An 18614-nucleotide genomic window follows, 5' to 3' on the forward strand; every position below is an offset into this window, starting at 1 on the left:
GCTGCGCCGGGCCGACGGCGGAAACGACGCCGGGCAGGGACTGCCCCAACTGGCCCAGCGGGGTTCCGGCGAGGGAACCGAGGAACTGGGTCCGGAGCGCGGCGAGGGCGTCGTCACCCAGGTCCTGGCCGACGTCGATCACCCGCTGCTCCACCTTGCCGCTGTTGGCGATCAGGACCACCAGCACTTTCCGCGGTGCCAGCAGGACGAATTCGATGTGGCGGATCAGGGCCCGGCTCAGATGGGGATACTGGACCACCGCCACCTGGTTGGTCAGTTGCGACAGCAGCCGGACGGTCCGGTCCAGGACATCATCGAGGTCGTCGGAGCCTTCGAGCAGCGACTGGATGGCGCGGCGTTCAGCCTGGGACAGCGGCTTTACAGCCGAGATCTGGTCAACGAACAGGCGGTAGCCCTTGTCCGTGGGAATCCTGCCCGCACTGGTGTGCGGTGCGGTGATGAGCCCTTCGTCTTCCAGGGCTGCCATGTCGTTGCGGATTGTTGCACTGGATACGCCGAGATGATGCCTTTCCACCAGCGCCTTGGAACCCACGGGCTCGCGGGAGTGGACGTAGTCCTCCACGATTGCCCGCAGCACTTCCAGTTTGCGTGGCTCGCTCACACTCCACCTCCATCCAGGGTCAGGGCGGCAGCGCCACCCTGTGCAACAAACATCAGGGAAAACCATCAGGGTTAGCACTCGACATGCCTAAGTGCTAACAGTCTATTATGACTCGCCCCGTTGTTAGCATTGGTACCGCTCCGGGCGAAATTCCGGCGGCACTGATCTAGCGCTAGGCGGAGTCGATCCATGGATTACCAGAATTGGGGGCCCCGGGAGATGTCCGGCCCCGTCCGCACCCAACTGCCCGAAGTCCCCGTTGAACGCGGCATGGTCCTGGAGGACGTGCAGTCCGGGTGGGTTGGTGCCGTGACGCGGGTGGAAAAGTCAGGCGGCATGCACGTGGTGGCGCTCGAAGACCGGCGGGGAAAGTCACGGACGTTCCGGCTCGGCTTCGGCTTCCTCCTGGAGGGCCGGGCCATCCGCCTGATGCCGCCGGCACCGCGTGGCGCTGCCGGCGCCGGAGCCGGCAGGACGGCGTCGGGATCCGTCCGGGTCACGGGCCAGCGTGCCCAGGTGGCCAAAGCCAGCCGCATCTGGGTGGAAGGCAAGCACGACGCCGAACTGGTGGAGAAGGTCTGGGGAGACGACCTTCGCGTGGAGGGCATCGTCGTCGAACCCCTGCACGGCATTGACGACCTCGCCGGAGCGGTGGCCGATTTCCGGCCCGGGCCGGGACGGCGGCTGGGCGTGCTCGTGGACCACTTGGTGCCGGACTCGAAGGAGTCCCGCATTGCCGACGCCGTCATGGCGTCCCCCGGCGCCGCGGGGAACGTCCTGATCGTGGGCCACCCGTACGTGGATGTGTGGCAGGCCATCAGGCCCGCTGTCCTGGGGATCGAGCAGTGGCCCGTAGTGCCCCGGGGCCAGGACTGGAAGACCGGCGTGCTGGCGGCCTTCGGCTGGCCGCACGCCACGAAGGAGGACATCGGGCTGGGGTGGCAGAAGCTGCTGGGTGCCGTCCGCAGCTACGCTGACCTTGAGGCGTCGCTGCTGGGCCGCGTTGAGGAAGTGATCGACTTCCTCACGGTGCCCTGAATGGGGAGCCATGTCCCGGATAGCCAGTATTCTTGGTACTGCAGGTCCTGCGGCACTGTCCGCGGCCGCAGCAAGGCAGCACCGGCATTTCGCACTATTTGCACTCTCGAAGGAAACAGACTGTGGCAGAAAACACCCGTGATCACAGGGACAGCCAGGGCGGCGCAGGCCGCTCTGAATACCATGGCGTCCCGGCGAACGCGCTGCCCCTGACGGCAGGCGAGGACAGGCAATGGGCCACCCTGGCACACTTCGGCGGAATCCTCGGTTGCGTACCTGCGCTCCTGATCTTCCTGATCTTCCGCGACCGCGGGCCGTTCACGGCGCAGGAGTCCAAGGAAGCGCTGAACTTCAGCCTGCCGCCCACCATTGCGGCCGTGGTGGCGAACATCCTGGTGTTCATCCCCGTCATCGGCAACATCTTCGCCGTCATCGCCACGCTGATCTGGATCGCCCTGACCTGCTTCTCGGTGGCGGCAGGCATCCACGTGAACAAGGGCCAGCCGCACCGGTACCAGTACAACCTGCGCTGGATCAAGTAGTCCCCACCGGCTCCCAACCCTCGCAAGCTCGGGCCGGGGCCCTCGCCGGCGTGGGCCCATCCGGGCAGGTCAGTCCGGGAGGATCCGGCGGACCACCGCGTCTGCGAGCAGGCGCCCCTTCAGGGTGAGGACGAGTTTCCCGCGGAATGCCGCGGCCGGGTCCACCAGGCCGTCGGCAATCAGTCCTGCCATTTCGTGGCGTCCAACAGCGCTCAGGGTGGCCACTTCAAGGCCTGCCTGGAGGCGCGCCTCCAGCATGATGCGTTCGACATTCCGGGTTTCCGGGTCAAGGGTTTCCCGCCCGGCAGCAGGTGAGAGTCCCTGGGCCAGGCGGCCGGCGTAGGCGGTGGGATGTTTGACGTTCCACCACCGGACGCCGCCAACGTGGGAGTGGGCGCCCGGGCCGATCCCCCACCAGTCGTCCCCCCGCCAGTAGGCGAGGTTGTGGCGGCACGCCTGCTCCGGTGTGCGGGCCCAGTTGCTGACCTCGTACCAGCCCAGGCCGGCCGCGGTGATCAGCTGGTCGGCGAGTTCGTACTTGTCGGCGTGGTCGTCGTCGTCGATACCCGGGACCTCCCCGCGCCGCATCTGCGCGGCGAGCTTGGTGCCGTCCTCCACGATCAGCGCGTAGGCGCTGATGTGGTCGGGCTGGTAGGACAGGGCGGTCTCCAGGGAGTACCGCCAGTCGTCCAGGGATTCGCCCGGCGTCCCATAGATCAGGTCCAGGCTGACGGCCAGTCCGGCCTCCCTGGCCCACTGCACCACCTGCGGAACCCTGCTGGGGGTATGCGTCCGGTCCAGGACCTTGAGCACGTGCGGAACCGCCGACTGCATGCCAAAGGAAACGCGCGTGAAACCCGCTGCCTTGAGGACAGCGAGGGACTCGGGAGTCACGGAGTCCGGATTGGCTTCGGTGGTGACCTCCGTGCCGTCCTCAATGCCCCACTCGTCGATTGCCGCCCGAAGGATCCGGGCGAGATCGTCGGCGGGAAGCAGGGTGGGCGTTCCGCCGCCGAAGAAAACGGTGCTGAGCTTCCGCGCCGGAAGCCCGGACCCGGTTAGCACCATGGCGGCAAACGCCACCTCGGAGGCGGCGGTGGCGGCATAGGCGTCCTGCGACGCACCGCCGCCGAGCTCGGTGGCGGTGTAGGTGTTGAAGTCGCAGTACCCGCAGCGCACCGCGCAGAAGGGTATGTGGACATACAGCCCAAAGGCACGGCTCCCCGCGCCCTCGGCTGCCTGGGCGGGCAGCAGGCCGTCCGGCGGCGCGGGGTCGCCCAGGGGAAGAACACTAGGCATTGCTGCGGCCCGTGATAGATGCGGCCACTGTCATCACTACTTCTTGGCCTTGTCCTTGGACTCGTCGGTGGTCAGCGCGGCGATGAAGGCCTCCTGGGGAACCTCCACGCGGCCCACCATCTTCATGCGCTTCTTGCCTTCCTTCTGCTTCTCCAGCAGCTTCCGCTTACGCGAAATGTCACCGCCGTAGCACTTGGCGAGCACGTCCTTGCGGATGGCGCGGATGCTTTCGCGAGCGATGATCCTGGATCCGATGGCTGCCTGGATGGGGACCTCGAACTGCTGCCTCGGAATGAGCTCGCGCAGCTTGCCGGTCATCATGACGCCGTACGCGTAGGCCTTGTCCTTGTGGGTGATGGCACTGAAGGCGTCCACCTGTTCGCCCTGCAGCAGGATGTCCACCTTGACGAGGTCTGCCACCTGTTCGCCGTCGGCCTTCCAGTCCAGCGATGCGTAGCCGCGGGTCTTGGACTTGAGGATGTCGAAGAAGTCGAAAACGATCTCGGCAAGCGGGATCCAGTACCGCAGTTCCACGCGGTCCTCGGAGAGGTAGTCCATGCCCTTCATCTGGCCGCGGCGGCCCTGGCACAGCTCCATGATGGCCCCCACGAACTCGTTGGGGGCGAGGATGGTGGCGGACACCATGGGTTCCCGGACTTCCCGGATCTTGCCGGCCGGGAACTCGCTGGGGTTGGTGACGGTCAGGACGGACTTGTCCTCGAGGGTTACCTCGTAGACCACGTTCGGTGCCGTGGAGATGAGGTCCAGGTTGAATTCACGCTCCAGGCGTTCCCGGACGATCTCCAGGTGCAGCAGGCCCAGGAAGCCCACGCGGAAGCCGAAGCCCAGCGCGGCGGAGGTTTCCGGCTCGTAGACCAGCGCGGCGTCGTTGAGCTTGAGCTTGTCCAGGGCGTCGCGGAGGACCGGGTAGTCGGTGCCGTCCAGCGGGTAGAGCCCGGAGAACACCATGGGCTTGGGATCCGCGTAGCCGCTGAGGGATTCCGACGCCGGCTTGGCCAGGTTGGTGACAGTGTCACCAACCTTGGACTGGCGGACGTCCTTCACGCCGGTGATGAGGTAGCCCACCTCACCGACGCCCAGGCCCTTGGAAGGCGTCGGCTCGGGTGAGCTGACGCCGATCTCCAGGAGTTCGTGCGAGGCCTTCGTGGACATCATCTGGATGCGCTCGCGCGGATGCAGCATGCCGTCCACCACGCGTACGTAGGTCACCACGCCTCGGTAGGTGTCATAGACGGAGTCGAAGATCATGGCGCGGGCGGGTGCGTTGGCGTCACCCACGGGTGCCGGGAGGTCGGTGACGATCTTGTCCAGCAGGGCCTCGACGCCCACGCCGGTCTTGCCCGAAACCAGCAGGACGTCCTCCGGATCGCCGCCGATGAGGTTGGCCAGTTCCGCTGCGTACTTCTCTGGCTGCGCCGCCGGAAGGTCGATCTTGTTGAGCACCGGAATGATGGTGAGGTCGTTTTCCATCGCCAGGTAGAGATTGGCGAGGGTCTGTGCCTCGATGCCCTGCGCCGCGTCCACCAGCAGGACGGCACCTTCGCACGCCGCCAGCGACCGGGAAACCTCATAAGTGAAGTCCACGTGGCCGGGGGTGTCGATCATGTTCAGTGCGTAGCTCACGCCGTCAACTTCCCAGGGCATGCGGACGGCCTGGGACTTGATGGTGATGCCGCGTTCACGCTCGATATCCATGCGGTCCAGGTACTGGGCCTTCATGTCGCGTGCCTGCACCACTCCTGTGGACTGCAGCATGCGGTCAGCCAGGGTGGACTTGCCGTGGTCAATGTGCGCGATGATGCAGAAATTCCGAATGATGGCCGGATCTGTCGCGGCGGGCACCGGGGCGGTGCGGGCCATGGGAGACACGCAGGGGTCCTTACTGTTGGCATTTCCGCGGCTGCCGCCGGGTGCACCCTTGATCAGGTTCCCGCGGTCCAGCCGCACATCGTCAACTTCAAGTGTCCCACGTCCGGGCGCGTGGCACCGCATCCCGTTGGGGGTTTGCAGTCGTGCCCGCAGCAGGGCCCCGGCTGTAAGGTGGCGGAATGCCTTTCAGTCTCCGTCCCCTGGCGAACGCCGTCCGGAGTGGGCTTCGGCTGCTACGGGCGACCGGGCCCGCTTCGTCCAAGAACCTGGCGCCGTCCCGTTCCCACGCCCGGGGGCCTGCTGCCCCTGCCGGCACAAGCCGCTACCCGGGGGATTTCCGCGGGCGCTCCGTCGTCAGCTATGCGCCCAAGCCCGACGGCGATCCGGACCCCGGCGAGGTGGTGTGGACCTGGGTGCCGTACCAGGAGGACCACTCCCGCGGGAAGGACCGCCCGGTACTGCTGGTGGGACGCAGCGGACCGTACCTGCTGGGACTGATGCTCACCAGCAGGGACCGGGTGCCCGCAGCATCCGCGTGCCCCGACTACGTGGACCTGGGCGTGGGCGGCTGGGACCGCCAGGCCAGGCCCAGCGAGGCCCGGCTGGACCGCATCCTGCAGATCAGGCCGGCGGACATCCGCCGGGAGGGCGCCGTGCTGGACCGCAAGCGCTTTGACGCCGTGGCCGCAGGGCTCCGCGCGCGACACGGCTGGACGTAGCCCTTGAATGGCCAGGCGGGCGGCTGACCTGCTATTCTTTATAGCTGTGTGTCCGTGCAGGTCGACGGCCACTGATGGTTGGCCGCCATAGGTATCCCCACGCCGCTCAGTCAATGGCCAGCCTGAAAGCCCTCTAGACCATTTCCGCATTAAAAAGAGAGTTCACACGTGGCGAATATCAAGTCCCAGAAGAAGCGCATCCTCACCAACGAGAAGGCACGCCTGCGCAACAACGCAGTCAAGTCCGAGCTGAAGACGGCCATCCGCGCCGTCAACACCGCCGTTGAGTCCACGGACAAGGATGCAGCTGCTGCTGCCCTGGTTGTTGCCAGCCGCAAGCTGGACAAGGCTGTCAGCAAGGGTGTTCTGCACAAGAACAACGCAGCAAACCGCAAGTCGGCGATCTCCAAGAAGGTCAACGCACTGTAAGGTTTCCAGTTCCCCGAACTGATGATCGTGGCCGGTACCCTCGGGTACCGGCCACGCGCCTTTAAGCGGTACCGCCTGCGGGCTCAGCGGCCCTGCACGGACATTGCGATGATCCTGACCGCATTCTCGACGGCGAATACAGGATCACGTGAGAGCCCCTTGACCTGTGCGTCCGCCTCTGCCGTGGCCTGGATGGACCGGACCAGCCCTTCCGGAGTCCAGCGCCGGACGTCACGCTGCGCCTGCTCCACCAGCCACGGCTGCATGCCCAGTTCGGCGGCGATCTGTGCCGCGGAGCCGGAAGCGCCGGCCACCCGGGCCACCGTGCGCAGTTTGGCCGCCAGGGCAGCCACCAAGGGAACCGGATCAGCCCCCGTGGCAAGGGCATGCCGGAGCGTGGAAAGCGCCAGGGGCCCGTTTCCGGCCATCGCAGCGTCGGCCACCTTGAATGCTGTCGCCTCGATCCTGCCGCCGTAGTACCGGTCAACCACCTCAGACGTCACGGTGGTTCCCGCATCGGAAATCAGCTGGCTGCACGCAGCGGCCAGCTCGGAAAGGTTGGCCCCTACCGCGTTGACCAGGGCCAGGACCGCGTCCTGCTCGATCCGCCGGCCGGCCGCTTTGAACTCCGCGGACACGAAGGCCATCTTGTCGGCGTCCTTCTTGAGCGGCTGGCAGTCCACCACCGGCCAGCCGCCCTTCTTGATGGCGTCGAGGAGTTTCTTGCCGCGCGCTCCCCCGCCATGCCGCAGGACCAGGACGGCGTCCGGTTCCAGATGGCCGAGGTAGGCCAGGGTGTCGGCCAGGAAAGCCTCGTTCATGGCTTCGACGCCTTCGACCTCGATTAGTTTGCTTTCCCCGAACAGTGACGGGCTGACCAGCATTAAAAGGCTTCCGGCCTCGTAGGCGGCGGCGTCGACCCGGCTGACCTCCACATCGGGAGACGTTGCCCGGACCTGGGACCGGATGTTGTCCATGGCCCTGATGCCCAGGTACTCCTCGGGGCCGGTGATGAGGACAACGGGTGCCGGGGCTGCATCGCGCCAGGCGGCAGCATTCGACGCCGCCGGACGGGTTGCTCGTTTTTGCGCAGCGGCCATCGGGGATCCCTTCCGGAATATTTTGTGGAGGATCCCAGCCTGCCATGTCCTGCACCGTGGTCAAAGCCGTGTTGCCGGTGCAGGGCCGCCCACTTCCGCTCCGGCAGCGCAAGAAGCGAAACCGTGGTCCGGTGAGCCCCGAGGGCAAGGCGCACAACGGCCCGGGGACGTGCCGCCGCCCACGTGGCAGCTGCGGTGAGGACCGAGAGCAGGAGCATGGACAGCAGCCCGGGTAGACCTTCCGGCCAGGGAAGGGAGGCACCCGGAAGCTGCGAGCTGACCCGTGCGATGCCCGCGACGCCGGCACTGAACGTTCCAGCCACGGCGATGAGCACCGTGGCGGGCCACGGTGCCAGGGCAACAAGGGGAACCGCCGCGGTTCCCAGCAAGGTTACCGGCGCCACCAGGGGTGACGCGGCCACGTTCGCCAGGAGCGAGTAGGTCGAAAACTGGGGCTGCAGCAGGACAATGACGGGCCCGCACAGCAGCTGGGCGGACAGCGGAACCGCCACGGCGGCGGCCGCCCACCGGGGAATGCCGGCGGGAGTCCAGTCAATGATCCGCCTGCCCAGGACGATGATTCCCAGCGTCGCCAGGACGGAGAGCAGGAACCCGAAGCTCCCGCCCAGCCCAGGGTCGACGAGCAGGAGCCCTGTCACCGCCAGGCAGAGGAAACTCAGCCCCCGCCCGGAGCGGCCCGCGGAGAGGGCAGCCACGGCCACCGCTCCCATCACGGCTGCCCGCAGGACGCTGGGGTCCGGGCCGACGAGGACTACGAACATCCCCAATCCGGCCAGGGCCGCGGCGGCGGCGGGCGCGCGCGGCATCCGCATTCTCCGGCAGGCAAGCAGCAGCGCACCCAGGACGAGGCTGCAGTTGGCCCCGGAGACAGCGGTGAGGTGGGTCATGCCCACGGCTTCCATGGCGTTTTCCAGCCCTTCGTCCAGGGCGCTGGTGTCCCCTGTGACCATGCCCGGCAGGAGGCCTGCGGCATCAGGGGCCAGAAACGCGGCAGCACTGACAAACCGGACCCGCAGGTCCTTTGCCGCGCTCTCCAATCCGGCGCCGCCGTCGGCCGGGCCCGGCGCGGAAGAGGCAGCCAGCATACCGGCCTCATACCGTCCTGGGTCAGCCGGACGCAGTTTTCCGGTGACGCGGACGGCTTGTCCCGGGACCAGGGTTCCCCAGGTGCCACCTCCCATGACCACCAGTTGCGCCCGGGTGTGCAGCACCACGCCCCCAGTGGCGACTTCCCGGGTCAGGACGGGCACGGACCACCGTTCGGGCGGACCTGCCTGCCCGGGCCTGCTCAGCGGACGGGGCGTCCCGGCCACCTCCACCAGCGCGACCACAGACCTCCCGTCGGCGATAGCCTCGGCGAGCGGGCCATCAAAACGCTGGCTGGAGGCCACGGAGGAATGGGCTGCAGCGGCGGCGGCGAGCAGGAGGGCAATGGCAGTGGTGGCCCGGAAGCTGCGCCGGCCCAGCGGATGCCCGGCGGGTGTCCGCCGGCGGAGCCGCACCAGCAGCAGCACGCCGAGGGCCGCCAAAACCACACAGAGCACGGCCAGGGCTGCGGGCGTCAACCACAGGCCGGCAAGGGAAGCGCCCCAGACCATGGCGGCCGGAAGGGCAAGGCGGAGATCCGTACGGCGGCCCGGGGATCCGGTGCCGGCGTCGCTGCCGGCTTCATCGCCTGGTGCAGCGCCGCCCCTCGGCTTAGGCAGGGCAAGCCTGTCCCGGATTGCGTTCATGCGGCCTGAGTATGTGCCGGAGACGGGCGGTTTCCTGCTGTCCTCCACGTACGGTGCGTTGGCGCCATAACCGGCTCCTGCTCCCTGCGCGCCGCTGACGGCGGAGTCCACGTAACGGCTCCACGGACTGGCCTTTCGCCCTGCTCCCCCTTCACCCATCAGGATGCCCGTTCACCTGCTGCGGCACGTCACACCGTCACCAGCGGCAGCAAGGCCTCAAGCAACTTGGGGCCCACACCGTCCACCGCGTCAAGCTCCTCCGCGGTCTTGAAGGGACCGTGGGCCGCCCGCCAGTCCACGATCCGCTGTGCAAGCACCGGCCCCACCTTGGGCAGGGTGTCAAGCTCGGCCGCCCCTGCGGTGTTGAGGTTGACCTTCGCACCGCCGGACCCCGGCCCGCCACCTGTGCCACCCGCTGCACCGGCCGGTCCGGCGGACTCCGCCAATGGCGGCGTGGCTTCACCCTGCCGGGGAACATGGATCTTTTGTCCGTCCTCGACGACCAGTGCCAGGTTGAGGCGGTTGAGATCGGCGTCGGGTGTTCCGCCGCCCGTAGCGCCGATGGCGTCATGGACGCGGCTCCCTGCCGGCAGGGTCACCACGCCGGGCGCGGCCACCGCACCGGCGACATGGACCACTACCGGGCCGGCGGAGCTTCCCGCAGGCTTAGTCACCTCAGGCAGGGCCTCCGCGACCTCCCCGGCGTCCCCACCGTCTCCGTCCCCGTGCTGGGATCCGCTTTCCGCCGCCGGGCCCGCGCTGATCCCGGCAAGCGGCAGGATCTGCGGACGGCCGGACGCGGTCTGCCACCAGAACACCGCCCCGGCGGCTATGGCAAGGACGCCGAGCAGGACTGCGACCCGAAGCCCCAGCCGCCAGCGCAGTGCGGGGGCCAGCCCGGCAGGCCAGCCACTGCCTTCGCCACGCCCGACTTCAAAGCCGGCAGGACCCGGCAGTGGTTCTTCACGGTATTCGAAGTCCCGCTCCCCTCCCCCGTCCGCCAGGAGCCCCTGCCGCCCTCCCAGGGTTGCCTGCAGGCGGGCCCTGGCATGGCGCGCCGAAGGTCCCGCTGCTCCAGCATCCCGGCGTGACATGGCTTCACGCTAAGGACATCCGGGCACCGGGCAACAGGCCCGAAAGGTGCTATGTGGACAGGCTAGGGAGCCTGGGTCCGGACGCGCCGGCGGCAGCGTCGCGGCCAACGATAACGGCCAGGACACCCAGACCGGCGTGCGCCGCCAGCACTGCCGGGAGTGAGCTGATCTGCGCCGGCGGACACTGCGGTAGCGCGGCTGCCAGCCTGGCCGCAAGGCCTTCGGCTTCCTCCGGGTTTCCGAAATGGTGTACCGCCAGCCGCACGGCCTGCCCGGGCTGGGCCTGCGCGTCGGCAGCGACGAGCTCCTCCAGCCGGGCCACCGCCTTGGCGGCCGACCGCACCTTCTCCAGCGGAACGATTTTGCCGTTCTCCACGGCAAGGATCGGTTTGATGGCCAGCATGGTGCCCAGCAACGACGCGGCCGGGCCAATCCGGCCGCCGCGCCGGAGCTGCTCCAGGCTCGGGACGTAGAAATAAACCTTGGTCCGCCCTGCCTGGGCCGCCGCGGCGGAAGCAGTACTGACCGCGTCGGCGCCGCTGGCCGCAGCCGCCACACCGGCCTGTACCGCCATGCCCAGCGCCATTCCCACCGTCCGCGAATCAACCACTTCCACCGGGATTCCCACCCGGGCGGCAGCCAGGCGGGCGGCATCCGCCGTGCCGGAGAGCTCGCCGGAGATGTGGATTGAGACGATCTCTTCGTACCCCAGGCGCAGCGCGGCCCGGAAGGCCTGCTCGAACTGCCCGGGCGAGGGGCGGGACGTCTTGACCGGCGTCCCCGCGGCCAGGGCCAGCGCGATGGTTTCCAGGATGTCGTCTTCACCCTCACCGTAGATGTCCGCTCCCACCATGACGGGCATGGAGATCACGGTGAGCAGTCCGTCCGCCTTGAGCCCGTCCGCCCACGGCTGCGGCAGCGCCGCGGCTGAGTCCGTCACCACCGCCGTGCGGACGACGGCGGCACCGGGCCTGGGTGCGGGGCGTAAACCTGCCAGGCGGGCCCGAAACCAGGGCCAGCCGGCGGCGGAACTGTCGGGCAAGGGGCCTCCTGGTGTCACTGGCCGGCCACCGGAGTTGTCCGGCGGCCGGGCCCGGCCTGCCTGCTAGGCCGGGACGATGTTGACCAGTTTAGGTGCCCGGACGATAACCGTGCGGATGCCGCGGCCGTCCATTGCGCGCTGGACATTTTCCGAGGCCAGGGCCAGTTCACGGAGTTCGTCCTCGGAAATGTCCGGGGAGACTTCCAGCCTGTCCCGCACCTTGCCCTGGACCTGGACGACGGCGGTGACCGTCGCCTGGACCAGGAGCGCGGGGTCGTGGGCCGGCCAGCCGGCGTTGGCCACGGATGCGGGGTGGCCCAGCACGCTCCACATGTCTTCGGCGGTGTAGGGCGCGAAGAGGCTGAGGATGACGGCCACTGCCTCGGCGGCTTCGCGGACGGCCGGATCGGCGCCGCCTGCACCGGAGTCGATTGCCTTGCGGGTGGCGTTGACCAGTTCCATCAGTTTGGCCACCACGACATTGAACTTGTTGGCATCCAGCAGTTCGGCGGCGTCCGCGATGGTGCGGTGCGTGACGGAACGCAGCGCCCGGTCCCCAGTGCCGAAGTCGGTGCCGGGAGCGCTGGAGACATCCTGCGCCAGGCGCCAGGCACGGGCCAGGAACTTCGCGGAACCGGACGGGGACACGTCGGCCCAGTCCACGTCGTCCTCGGGCGGGGAGGCGAAGATCATGGTGAGGCGGACGGCGTCCACGCCGTACTTGTCCAACTGCTCACCCAGGTCCACGCCGTTGCCCAGCGACTTGCTCATGGCTTTGCCGCCGTTGAGCACCTGGCCCTGGTTCAAAAGGGCGCTGAACGGCTCGTTGGCCTCGATCATTCCGAGGTCGTTGATGACCTTGGTGAAGAACCGGGCGTACAGCAGGTGCAGGATGGCGTGCTCCACGCCGCCGACGTACTGCCCCACGGGCATCCAGTCGTTGATCTTCTGCGGATCGAACGGGCCCTCGGTGTAGTGCGGCGAGACGAACCGCAGGAAGTACCAGGACGAGTCCACGAAGGTGTCCATGGTGTCGGTGTCGCGCTTGGCAGGTCCCTGGCAGGACGGGCACTCGACATTGACCCAGGCTTCGGCGGCGGCCAGGGGCGAGGTGCCCTTCGGGGCCAGGTCCTCACCGCGCAGGTCCGAGGGCAGCGTAACGGGCAGCTGCTCGTCGGGGACGGGCACCTCCCCGCAGGACGGGCAATGGATGATGGGGATGGGCGTGCCCCAGAACCGCTGCCGGCTCAGGAGCCAGTCGCGGAGCCGGAAGTTCACGAACTTCTCGCCAGTCCCCTGCCGCTCCAGGATGGCGATGGCGGCGGGGATGGCCTCGGACTTGGGCAGCCCGTCCAGCTCTCCGGAGTTGATCAGGGTGCCCTCGCCGGCGGTGGCGGTGCCGGACACGGCGGGGTCCTCCTCGCCGGTGTCCAGGACCGCGCGTACGGGCAGGTCGAAGGTGCGGGCGAAGTCGAGGTCGCGCTGGTCGTGGGCGGGAACGGCCATGATAGCGCCGGTGCCGTAGTCGGCCAGGACGTAGTCGGCGGCCCAGACGGGCAGCTTTTCCCCGTTCAGCGGGTTGATGGCGTACCGGCCGGTGAAGACGCCGGTCTTTTCGCGTTCCGTGGACTGGCGTTCGATCTCCGACAGTGCCTTGACCTGTTCACGGTACTCGTCCAGCGCCGCGGCGTGTTCCTCTGTCACGAGTTCGACGGCGAGCGGCGCGTCAGCGGCCACCACGAAGAACGTGGCACCGTACAGGGTGTCCGGGCGGGTGGTGAAGACCGTGACCTCCTTGGCGGGCTTCCCGCCGTCGGCCTCGATCACGAAGTTGACGTGGGCACCCTCGGACCGGCCGATCCAGTTCTTCTGCATGGCCAGTACCCGTTCGGGCCAGTGGCCCCGGAGCTGTTCCATGTCGTCGAGCAGCCGGTCGGCGTAATCTGTGATCTTGAAGTACCACTGGTTCAGGGACTTCTTGGTGACAGTGGTGCCGCAGCGCTCGCAGGCGCCGTTGACGACCTGCTCATTGGCCAGGACGGTCTGGTCCTTGGGGCACCAGTTGACCGGCGAGTTCTTCCGGTAAGCCAGGCCGCGCTCGTAGAAGCGCTTGAAGAGCCACTGGGTCCAGCGGTAGTACTCGGGATCCGAGGTGTGCAGCCGGCGGGACCAGTCGGCGGAGATGGCGTAACGCTTGAAGGACGCGGCCTGGGTGTCGATGTTCGCGTACGTCCACTCGCTGGGATGGGCGTTCCGCTTGATTGCGGCGTTCTCCGCCGGCAGGCCGAAGGAGTCCCAGCCGATCGGATGCAGCACGTCATAGCCCTGCTGGCGGAGGTAGCGGGCCACGACGTCGCCCATCGCGAACGCCTCGGCATGGCCCATGTGCAGGTCGCCGGACGGGTAGGGGAACATGTCCAGCACGTACCGCCGCTCCCGCGATCCGTCGTCGACAGGGGTGAAGACCTTCAGGTCCTCCCACACCTGCGGCCACTTGGCCTCCATGGCCGTGAAGCTGTACGTGCCCTCCTCGGGTGCTTCCGCTGCCACTGCTGCTCCGGTCTCTGTCTCCGGCTGAACGCCCACTGCTGCCCTCTTCTGTTCTGTTACGGCACTTGTGCTGCCATAACGGCCTGATCCTCCCGCAGCGGCCCGGGAAATCCTCCCGGACACACAAAAGCCCCTCGCCATGGAGGGGCTGCCGCTCAGCCGTCCGTCATGTCGGACAGCCGGCGGCTAGCTAAGCAGAAGGATCGCACGCATGGAACTACTTTAGCGCACCTGCGGGAGCCGGGGCTGAAGGGGGCTGTACCCGGCCGGTTGCCCGTCACTAGACTGGAGCCGGCCCGTCCGGGCCCCGATCCGGCAGGTGACGCCATGCATAATGCTGCGGAGAAGGCCGCGGGAACGGAAGGCCGCTTTCCCCGGCTTGGCGGGGCAGCCGCCCTCCAGCGGGATGTTGTGGGCGGCAAGGCCGCCGCCCTGGCCCGGCTGCGGAGGGCCGGATTCCCGGTGCCGCCAGGATTCGTGGTGACCGGTGCCGCGTTTGATGACGCCTCGGGGCGCAGTGACTGGTTGCGCCTGTTGCAGGAGGCTGCCCGGGCGGCGGGCCCCGGCCCCTATGCCGTCCGCTCCTCCGCCACCGCGGAAGACCTGCCGGGCGCTTCCTACACCGGCATGTACGAGAGTTACCTCAATGTTGATCCGGCAAGCCTCGATACTGCGGTCGCCCGCTGCTTCCAGTCGGCGGAGGCCGGCAGGGTGCGGGCGTACCAGGAGTCCCGCGGCCAGGCGGGCAGCGGGACCATGGCCGTGCTGGTCCAGCAGATGGTGGAGCCCATAGCGGCGGGTGTCGCGTTCTCCGCCAATCCATTGACCGGAGCCCGGGACGAGGCTGTCATTTCCGCTGTGCCGGGGCTCGCTGAAGGGCTCGTCTCCGGTTCCGAGGGCGGAGAAGGATGGACAGTCCGGAACGGCAGCGCCACGTGCACCCGCGGCGGAGGCGTCCTGACGGCGGAAGGCGCGACGGCGGTGGCGGCCGCGGCGCAAAGAGTCGCCGGGTACTTCGGTGCTCCCCAGGATGTTGAGTGGGCGTTGGACAGGTCCGGCCAGGTCCAGCTTGTGCAGGCGCGGCCGATGACCGCCGTTCCGGAACCGGTGGCCTGGCAGCGGCCGGGAAACGGCGTGTGGATACGCAACTTCCGGCTGGGCGAATGGCTTCCCGAACCGGTCACCCCGCTCTTCATGGACTGGCTGGTGCCATCCCTGGATGCCGCGTACAACCGGGCCGTGGCCCACTCCACCGGTGTCCAGGTGCCGATGAAACACGCAGCGGTCAACGGCTGGTACTACGTTGCTCCGCCCACGCCCGGGGCGCTCCCCCACCTGCTGTTTGGCGGGACGCCGCGCTCGCTGCGCTACATCTTCAACTGCGTCGTCCGTCCCATGCTGGACCCGCCCGGTGCCGACCGCGCTGTCCTGCGAAGCCTGGAGCACGAATGGCGGACCGTGTGCCTCCCCGCCTACCGCCGCCTGGCGGAGGGACAGCCGGAGGACGGCGATGCGGCCGGCCTTCCGGACCTCATCGGCCAGGTGGAGCAGGTGGTGGAGGCGGCGGGCGCCTACCTCTGGTATTTCTCGGTTACCGGCGGCGCCGCCTGGAAGATGGAGATGGCCCTCGCCCGCTTCTGGCGGCGGCATCTGGCCGGCGCTTTGGCGCGTGGGATCCCGGGGGCAGCCGGGGCTGAGGGCTACCAGGTACTGCTCGGCGGGCTGTTCCAGTCCGCCCCGCCCCAGGTGCCCCATGCCGTGTACAGCATTGACTGGTTCCACAGGACGGCGGGTGAGGAGCCGGAAGCGCCGGCGGCGTCGGTCTCCGGCGGACACCACGTTTCCTCCAGTGCCGTGGACCGGCGCCGGGCGGCAGAGGCTGCCTGCCGTCGAATCCTGGGGGGAACCCGCCTCCTGCGCCGTTTCGACACCCTCCTGGCCGTTGCACAGCATTATGCCCTGCTGCGGGAGGAACAGGCCCGCGACTTCACACTGGGCTGGCCGCTGCTGCGCCGGTGCGCTGGGCGAATAGGCACAACCCTGCAGCAGGCCGGAATCATCCGCGACCCGGAGGACGTCTATTTCCTCACCCGGCGGGAGCTTCGGACCAGCGGACCGCCCCGGCACGCAGATGTGTCCCGGCGCCGGGATGACTGGCTGCGGCAGCGGAAACTCGACGCGCCGCTCACGCTGGGCACCTTGCCCCTGCTGGGCAACTCATTTGACCGGATAGCCAACAAAGCCCGGACGGAACGCGCCCTTCCCGCGGGTGCCCTGAGCGGGCACCCGGCAAGCCCTGGCCGCGCCCGTGGACAGGTGCGGCTGGTTACGGGTCCGGCCGACTTCGCGGGATTCCGGCCGGGCGAAATCCTGGTGGCCAAGGCAACGGCACCTGCCTGGACTCCGCTCTTCGCCGGCGCCGCCGCCGTCGTTACGGATACGGGCAACCTCGCCGCGCATGCCTCACTGGTGGCGCGGGAGTACGGTATTCCGGCCGTGGTGGGCACCGGCAACGCCACCCAGGTCCTGCGCACCGGCCAATGGGTCACGGTGGATGGCAGCAAAGGCATTGTGGAAACTGGCGCAGGCTGAGCCCGGGGCCGGTCCCGCTCCGGAAAGGGCTACTTCACGTCCTCGTCCACCCAGTCAATGGACTTGGTGACGGCTTTCCGCCAGAGGCGCATCTGCCGGTCCCGCTCAGCCGCGTCGAGCTGCGGCTCCCAGCGCTTGTCCTCCGACCAGTTGGCTGACAGCTCGCCCAGGTCCTTCCAGAACCCGACCGCAAGGCCCGCCGCGTAGGCAGCACCGAGCGCCGTGGTCTCGATGACCCTGGGACGGATGACGGGGACACCCAGGATGTCGGCCTGGAACTGCATCAGGGCGTCATTGGCCACCATGCCGCCGTCGACCTTGAGCTCAGTGAGGGGAACCCCCGAGTCAGCGTTGACGGCGTCCAGCACCTCGCGGGTCTGGAAGGCGGTGGCTTCCAGCGCGGCACGGGCGATGTGATTCTTGTTGACGAAGCGGGTCAGGCCAACGATGGCGCCGCGGGCATCCGGGCGCCAGTGGGGGGCGAAGAGGCCCGAGAACGCCGGAACGATGTAGACGCCGCCGTTGTCCTTGACGGACGCCGCTAGGGTTTCCACCTCGGGTGCGCTGCTGATCATGCCCAGGTTGTCGCGCAGCCACTGGATAAGCGACCCGGCGACGGCGATGGACCCTTCGAGGGCGTACTGCGGGGCGGCATCCCCCAGTTTGTAGCCGACAGTGGTGAGGAGCCCATTCCTGGAGTGGACAACCTCCCCGCCGGTATTGAAGATCAGGAAGCAGCCCGTCCCGTACGTGTTCTTTGCGCCGCCGGTTTCAAAGGCCGCTTGGCCGAAGGTGGCCGCCTGCTGGTCTCCGAGGATCCCGGCCACCGGGGTTTCCCGAAGCAGCTGGGAGGTGTGGACGTGGCCGTACACCTCGGAGGAGGACTTGATGCCGGGCATCATGCTGCGCGGCACGCCGAAGATCTCCAAGATGTCCTCGTCCCACCGCAGGGTCTCCAGGTCCATGAACAGCGTGCGGGAGGCGTTGGTGACGTCCGTGGCGTGGACACCGCCGTCCACTCCGCCGGTCAGGTTCCACAGCACCCAGGCGTCAGTGTTGCCAAAGAGCAGGTTGCCGGCTTCGGCGCGTTCGCGGGCCCCCGCCACGTTGTCCAGGATCCACTTGATCTTGGTGCCCGAGAAGTAGGTGGCCAGCGGCAGGCCGACCTTCTGCTTGAAGCGGTCGCTTCCGCCGTCCCCGGACAGTTCATCCACGATGTCCTGCGTCCGGGTGTCCTGCCACACGATCGCGTTATACACCGGCTCGCCGGTGGTCTTGTCCCACACCACGGCGGTTTCACGCTGGTTGGTGATGCCGACGGCGGCAATGTCGTGACGCGTCAGGTTCGCCTTGGACAGGGCGGAGGCAATGACTTCCCGGGTGTTGTTCCAGATTTCCGCCGGGTCGTGTTCCACCCAGCCTGCCTGCGGGAAGATCTGTTCGTGCTCCATCTGACCCGAGGAGACAATGCCGCCGGCGTGGTCGAAGATGATGGCACGGGTGCTGGTGGTGCCCTGGTCGATGGCGAGGATGTACTGGTTCATGGATGACGTCCTTGTCGGGTCGGTGGCGGTGGATGGCGGCGGGGTCCCCTTACGCCACCAGGCTGGGCGTTTCCACCCGGTGGAAGCGCTTCAGCACGTCCTGTGCGTGGAGGATCTCCGCTTTCCGGGCTGCTGCATCCCATCCAAGCGGAACAGCGAGCACTTCTGCCACCTCGTTCAGCAGCTCACCCGTGACGAGCCCGCGGAACGCGAGGGAGGTCCGCCGGATGAGGACGTCCACCAGGTGGCCCACCTGCTCGTGGGCGGCCATGAACTCGAGTTCCCGCACGCTCAGCTCGCGGGTGGAGTGCAGCAGCCGGTCCTCGCCGGCGTCGAGGTACTCCATGACCTCCTCCGCGCGCGTGCCGTAGCGGGTCAGGAGCCCGGCGGTGCGGTCCG

Annotated in this window: 15 protein-coding genes; 5 read left to right on the plus strand and 10 right to left on the minus strand. The window is 68.2% G+C overall.

The genetic code is table 11. The features are described 5' to 3' along the window. A partial coding sequence (gene hrcA, locus AC5RTT_RS16595; protein WP_494146115.1) for a heat-inducible transcriptional repressor HrcA occupies window positions 1-622 on the minus strand: 622 nt, incomplete at its 3' end. Between the two features lie 189 nt (window positions 623-811). On the opposite strand from hrcA, the gene AC5RTT_RS16600 reads away from it, so the two are divergent. Then, window positions 812-1660: a DUF3097 domain-containing protein gene (locus AC5RTT_RS16600; protein ID WP_494146116.1), complete on the plus strand. Its 849-nt coding sequence runs from the start codon at window positions 812-814 to the stop codon at window positions 1658-1660. Between the two features lie 122 nt (window positions 1661-1782). Further along, on the plus strand, window positions 1783-2202 hold the full coding sequence (locus tag AC5RTT_RS16605; RefSeq protein ID WP_009358804.1) for a DUF4870 domain-containing protein: 420 nt from the start codon (window positions 1783-1785) through the stop codon (window positions 2200-2202). Window positions 2203-2271: 69 nt separating this feature from the next. Here AC5RTT_RS16605 and hemW read toward each other — a convergent pair whose 3' ends face one another. Together hemW and lepA are read right to left on the minus strand one after the other, a co-directional pair. Then, window positions 2272-3501 carry a radical SAM family heme chaperone HemW gene (gene hemW, locus AC5RTT_RS16610; protein WP_494146117.1) on the minus strand — a complete coding sequence of 410 codons (1230 nt, stop codon included), beginning with the start codon at window positions 3499-3501 and terminating at the stop codon, window positions 2272-2274. A gap of 36 nt (window positions 3502-3537) precedes the next feature. Next, window positions 3538-5391, minus strand: coding sequence for a translation elongation factor 4 (lepA, locus tag AC5RTT_RS16615; protein ID WP_009358806.1), 1854 nt, complete (start codon window positions 5389-5391; stop codon window positions 3538-3540). 179 nt (window positions 5392-5570) lie between these two features. Between lepA and AC5RTT_RS16620 the strand changes: the two genes are divergently transcribed. Both AC5RTT_RS16620 and rpsT read left to right on the plus strand, forming a co-directional pair. Next, window positions 5571-6110 carry a type II toxin-antitoxin system PemK/MazF family toxin gene (locus AC5RTT_RS16620; RefSeq protein WP_494146118.1) on the plus strand — a complete coding sequence of 180 codons (540 nt, stop codon included), beginning with the start codon at window positions 5571-5573 and terminating at the stop codon, window positions 6108-6110. Between the two features lie 168 nt (window positions 6111-6278). Beyond that, the gene (rpsT, locus tag AC5RTT_RS16625; RefSeq protein ID WP_494009232.1) at window positions 6279-6539 is read left to right on the plus strand and encodes a 30S ribosomal protein S20; all 261 of its coding nucleotides are present in this window, start codon (window positions 6279-6281) and stop codon (window positions 6537-6539) included. 83 nt (window positions 6540-6622) lie between these two features. On the opposite strand, the gene holA is transcribed toward rpsT, so the two are convergent. The 5 genes from holA to leuS all read right to left on the minus strand — a co-directional run bounded on the left by holA (window position 6623) and on the right by leuS (window position 14115). After that, a complete protein-coding gene (holA, locus tag AC5RTT_RS16630) occupies window positions 6623-7516 on the minus strand; it encodes a DNA polymerase III subunit delta (RefSeq protein ID WP_494146119.1) in 894 nt (297 codons plus the stop codon). Beyond that, window positions 7423-9504, minus strand: coding sequence for a ComEC/Rec2 family competence protein (locus tag AC5RTT_RS16635; protein ID WP_494146120.1), 2082 nt, complete (start codon window positions 9502-9504; stop codon window positions 7423-7425). The genes holA and AC5RTT_RS16635 overlap by 94 nt, the downstream gene beginning before the upstream one ends. A 77-nt stretch (window positions 9505-9581) precedes the next feature. Further along, on the minus strand, window positions 9582-10487 hold the full coding sequence (locus AC5RTT_RS16640) for a ComEA family DNA-binding protein (protein ID WP_494146121.1): 906 nt from the start codon (window positions 10485-10487) through the stop codon (window positions 9582-9584). A gap of 49 nt (window positions 10488-10536) precedes the next feature. Beyond that, window positions 10537-11529 (minus strand): DegV family protein, encoded by a 993-nt coding sequence (locus AC5RTT_RS16645; protein WP_494146122.1) that lies wholly within the window; start codon window positions 11527-11529, stop codon window positions 10537-10539. A 63-nt stretch (window positions 11530-11592) separates the two neighbouring features. Next, window positions 11593-14115, minus strand: a complete 2523-nt coding sequence (leuS, locus tag AC5RTT_RS16650) for a leucine--tRNA ligase (protein ID WP_494146123.1) — start codon at window positions 14113-14115, stop codon at window positions 11593-11595. 291 nt (window positions 14116-14406) lie between these two features. Between leuS and AC5RTT_RS16655 the strand changes: the two genes are divergently transcribed. After that, on the plus strand, window positions 14407-16671 hold the full coding sequence (locus AC5RTT_RS16655; RefSeq protein WP_494146124.1) for a PEP/pyruvate-binding domain-containing protein: 2265 nt from the start codon (window positions 14407-14409) through the stop codon (window positions 16669-16671). Window positions 16672-16700: 29 nt separating this feature from the next. Here AC5RTT_RS16655 and glpK read toward each other — a convergent pair whose 3' ends face one another. Further along, entirely contained in the window at window positions 16701-18215 is a 1515-nt protein-coding gene (gene glpK, locus AC5RTT_RS16660) for a glycerol kinase GlpK (RefSeq protein WP_494146125.1), read from the minus strand. 49 nt (window positions 18216-18264) lie between these two features. Continuing rightward, window positions 18265-18614: glycerol-3-phosphate dehydrogenase C-terminal domain-containing protein (locus AC5RTT_RS16665; protein WP_494146126.1), on the minus strand; the 350-nt coding region annotated here is incomplete at its 5' end.

The sequence above is a fragment of the Arthrobacter sp. Y3221157 genome, from assembly GCF_059089865.1.

Bases quoted from the DNA above. Each gene is read 5' to 3' on its own strand.
- holA (WP_494146119.1), bottom strand. From the start codon at position 7,516: ATGGACAACATCCGGTCCCAGGTCCGGGCAACGTCTCCCGATGTGGAG.
- AC5RTT_RS16600 (WP_494146116.1), top strand. From the start codon at position 812: ATGGATTACCAGAATTGGGGGCCCCGGGAGATGTCCGGCCCCGTCCGC.
- hemW (WP_494146117.1), bottom strand. From the start codon at position 3,501: ATGCCTAGTGTTCTTCCCCTGGGCGACCCCGCGCCGCCGGACGGCCTG.
- AC5RTT_RS16620 (WP_494146118.1), top strand. From the start codon at position 5,571: ATGCCTTTCAGTCTCCGTCCCCTGGCGAACGCCGTCCGGAGTGGGCTT.
- AC5RTT_RS16655 (WP_494146124.1), top strand. From the start codon at position 14,407: ATGCATAATGCTGCGGAGAAGGCCGCGGGAACGGAAGGCCGCTTTCCC.
- glpK (WP_494146125.1), bottom strand. From the start codon at position 18,215: ATGAACCAGTACATCCTCGCCATCGACCAGGGCACCACCAGCACCCGT.
- AC5RTT_RS16640 (WP_494146121.1), bottom strand. From the start codon at position 10,487: ATGTCACGCCGGGATGCTGGAGCAGCGGGACCTTCGGCGCGCCATGCC.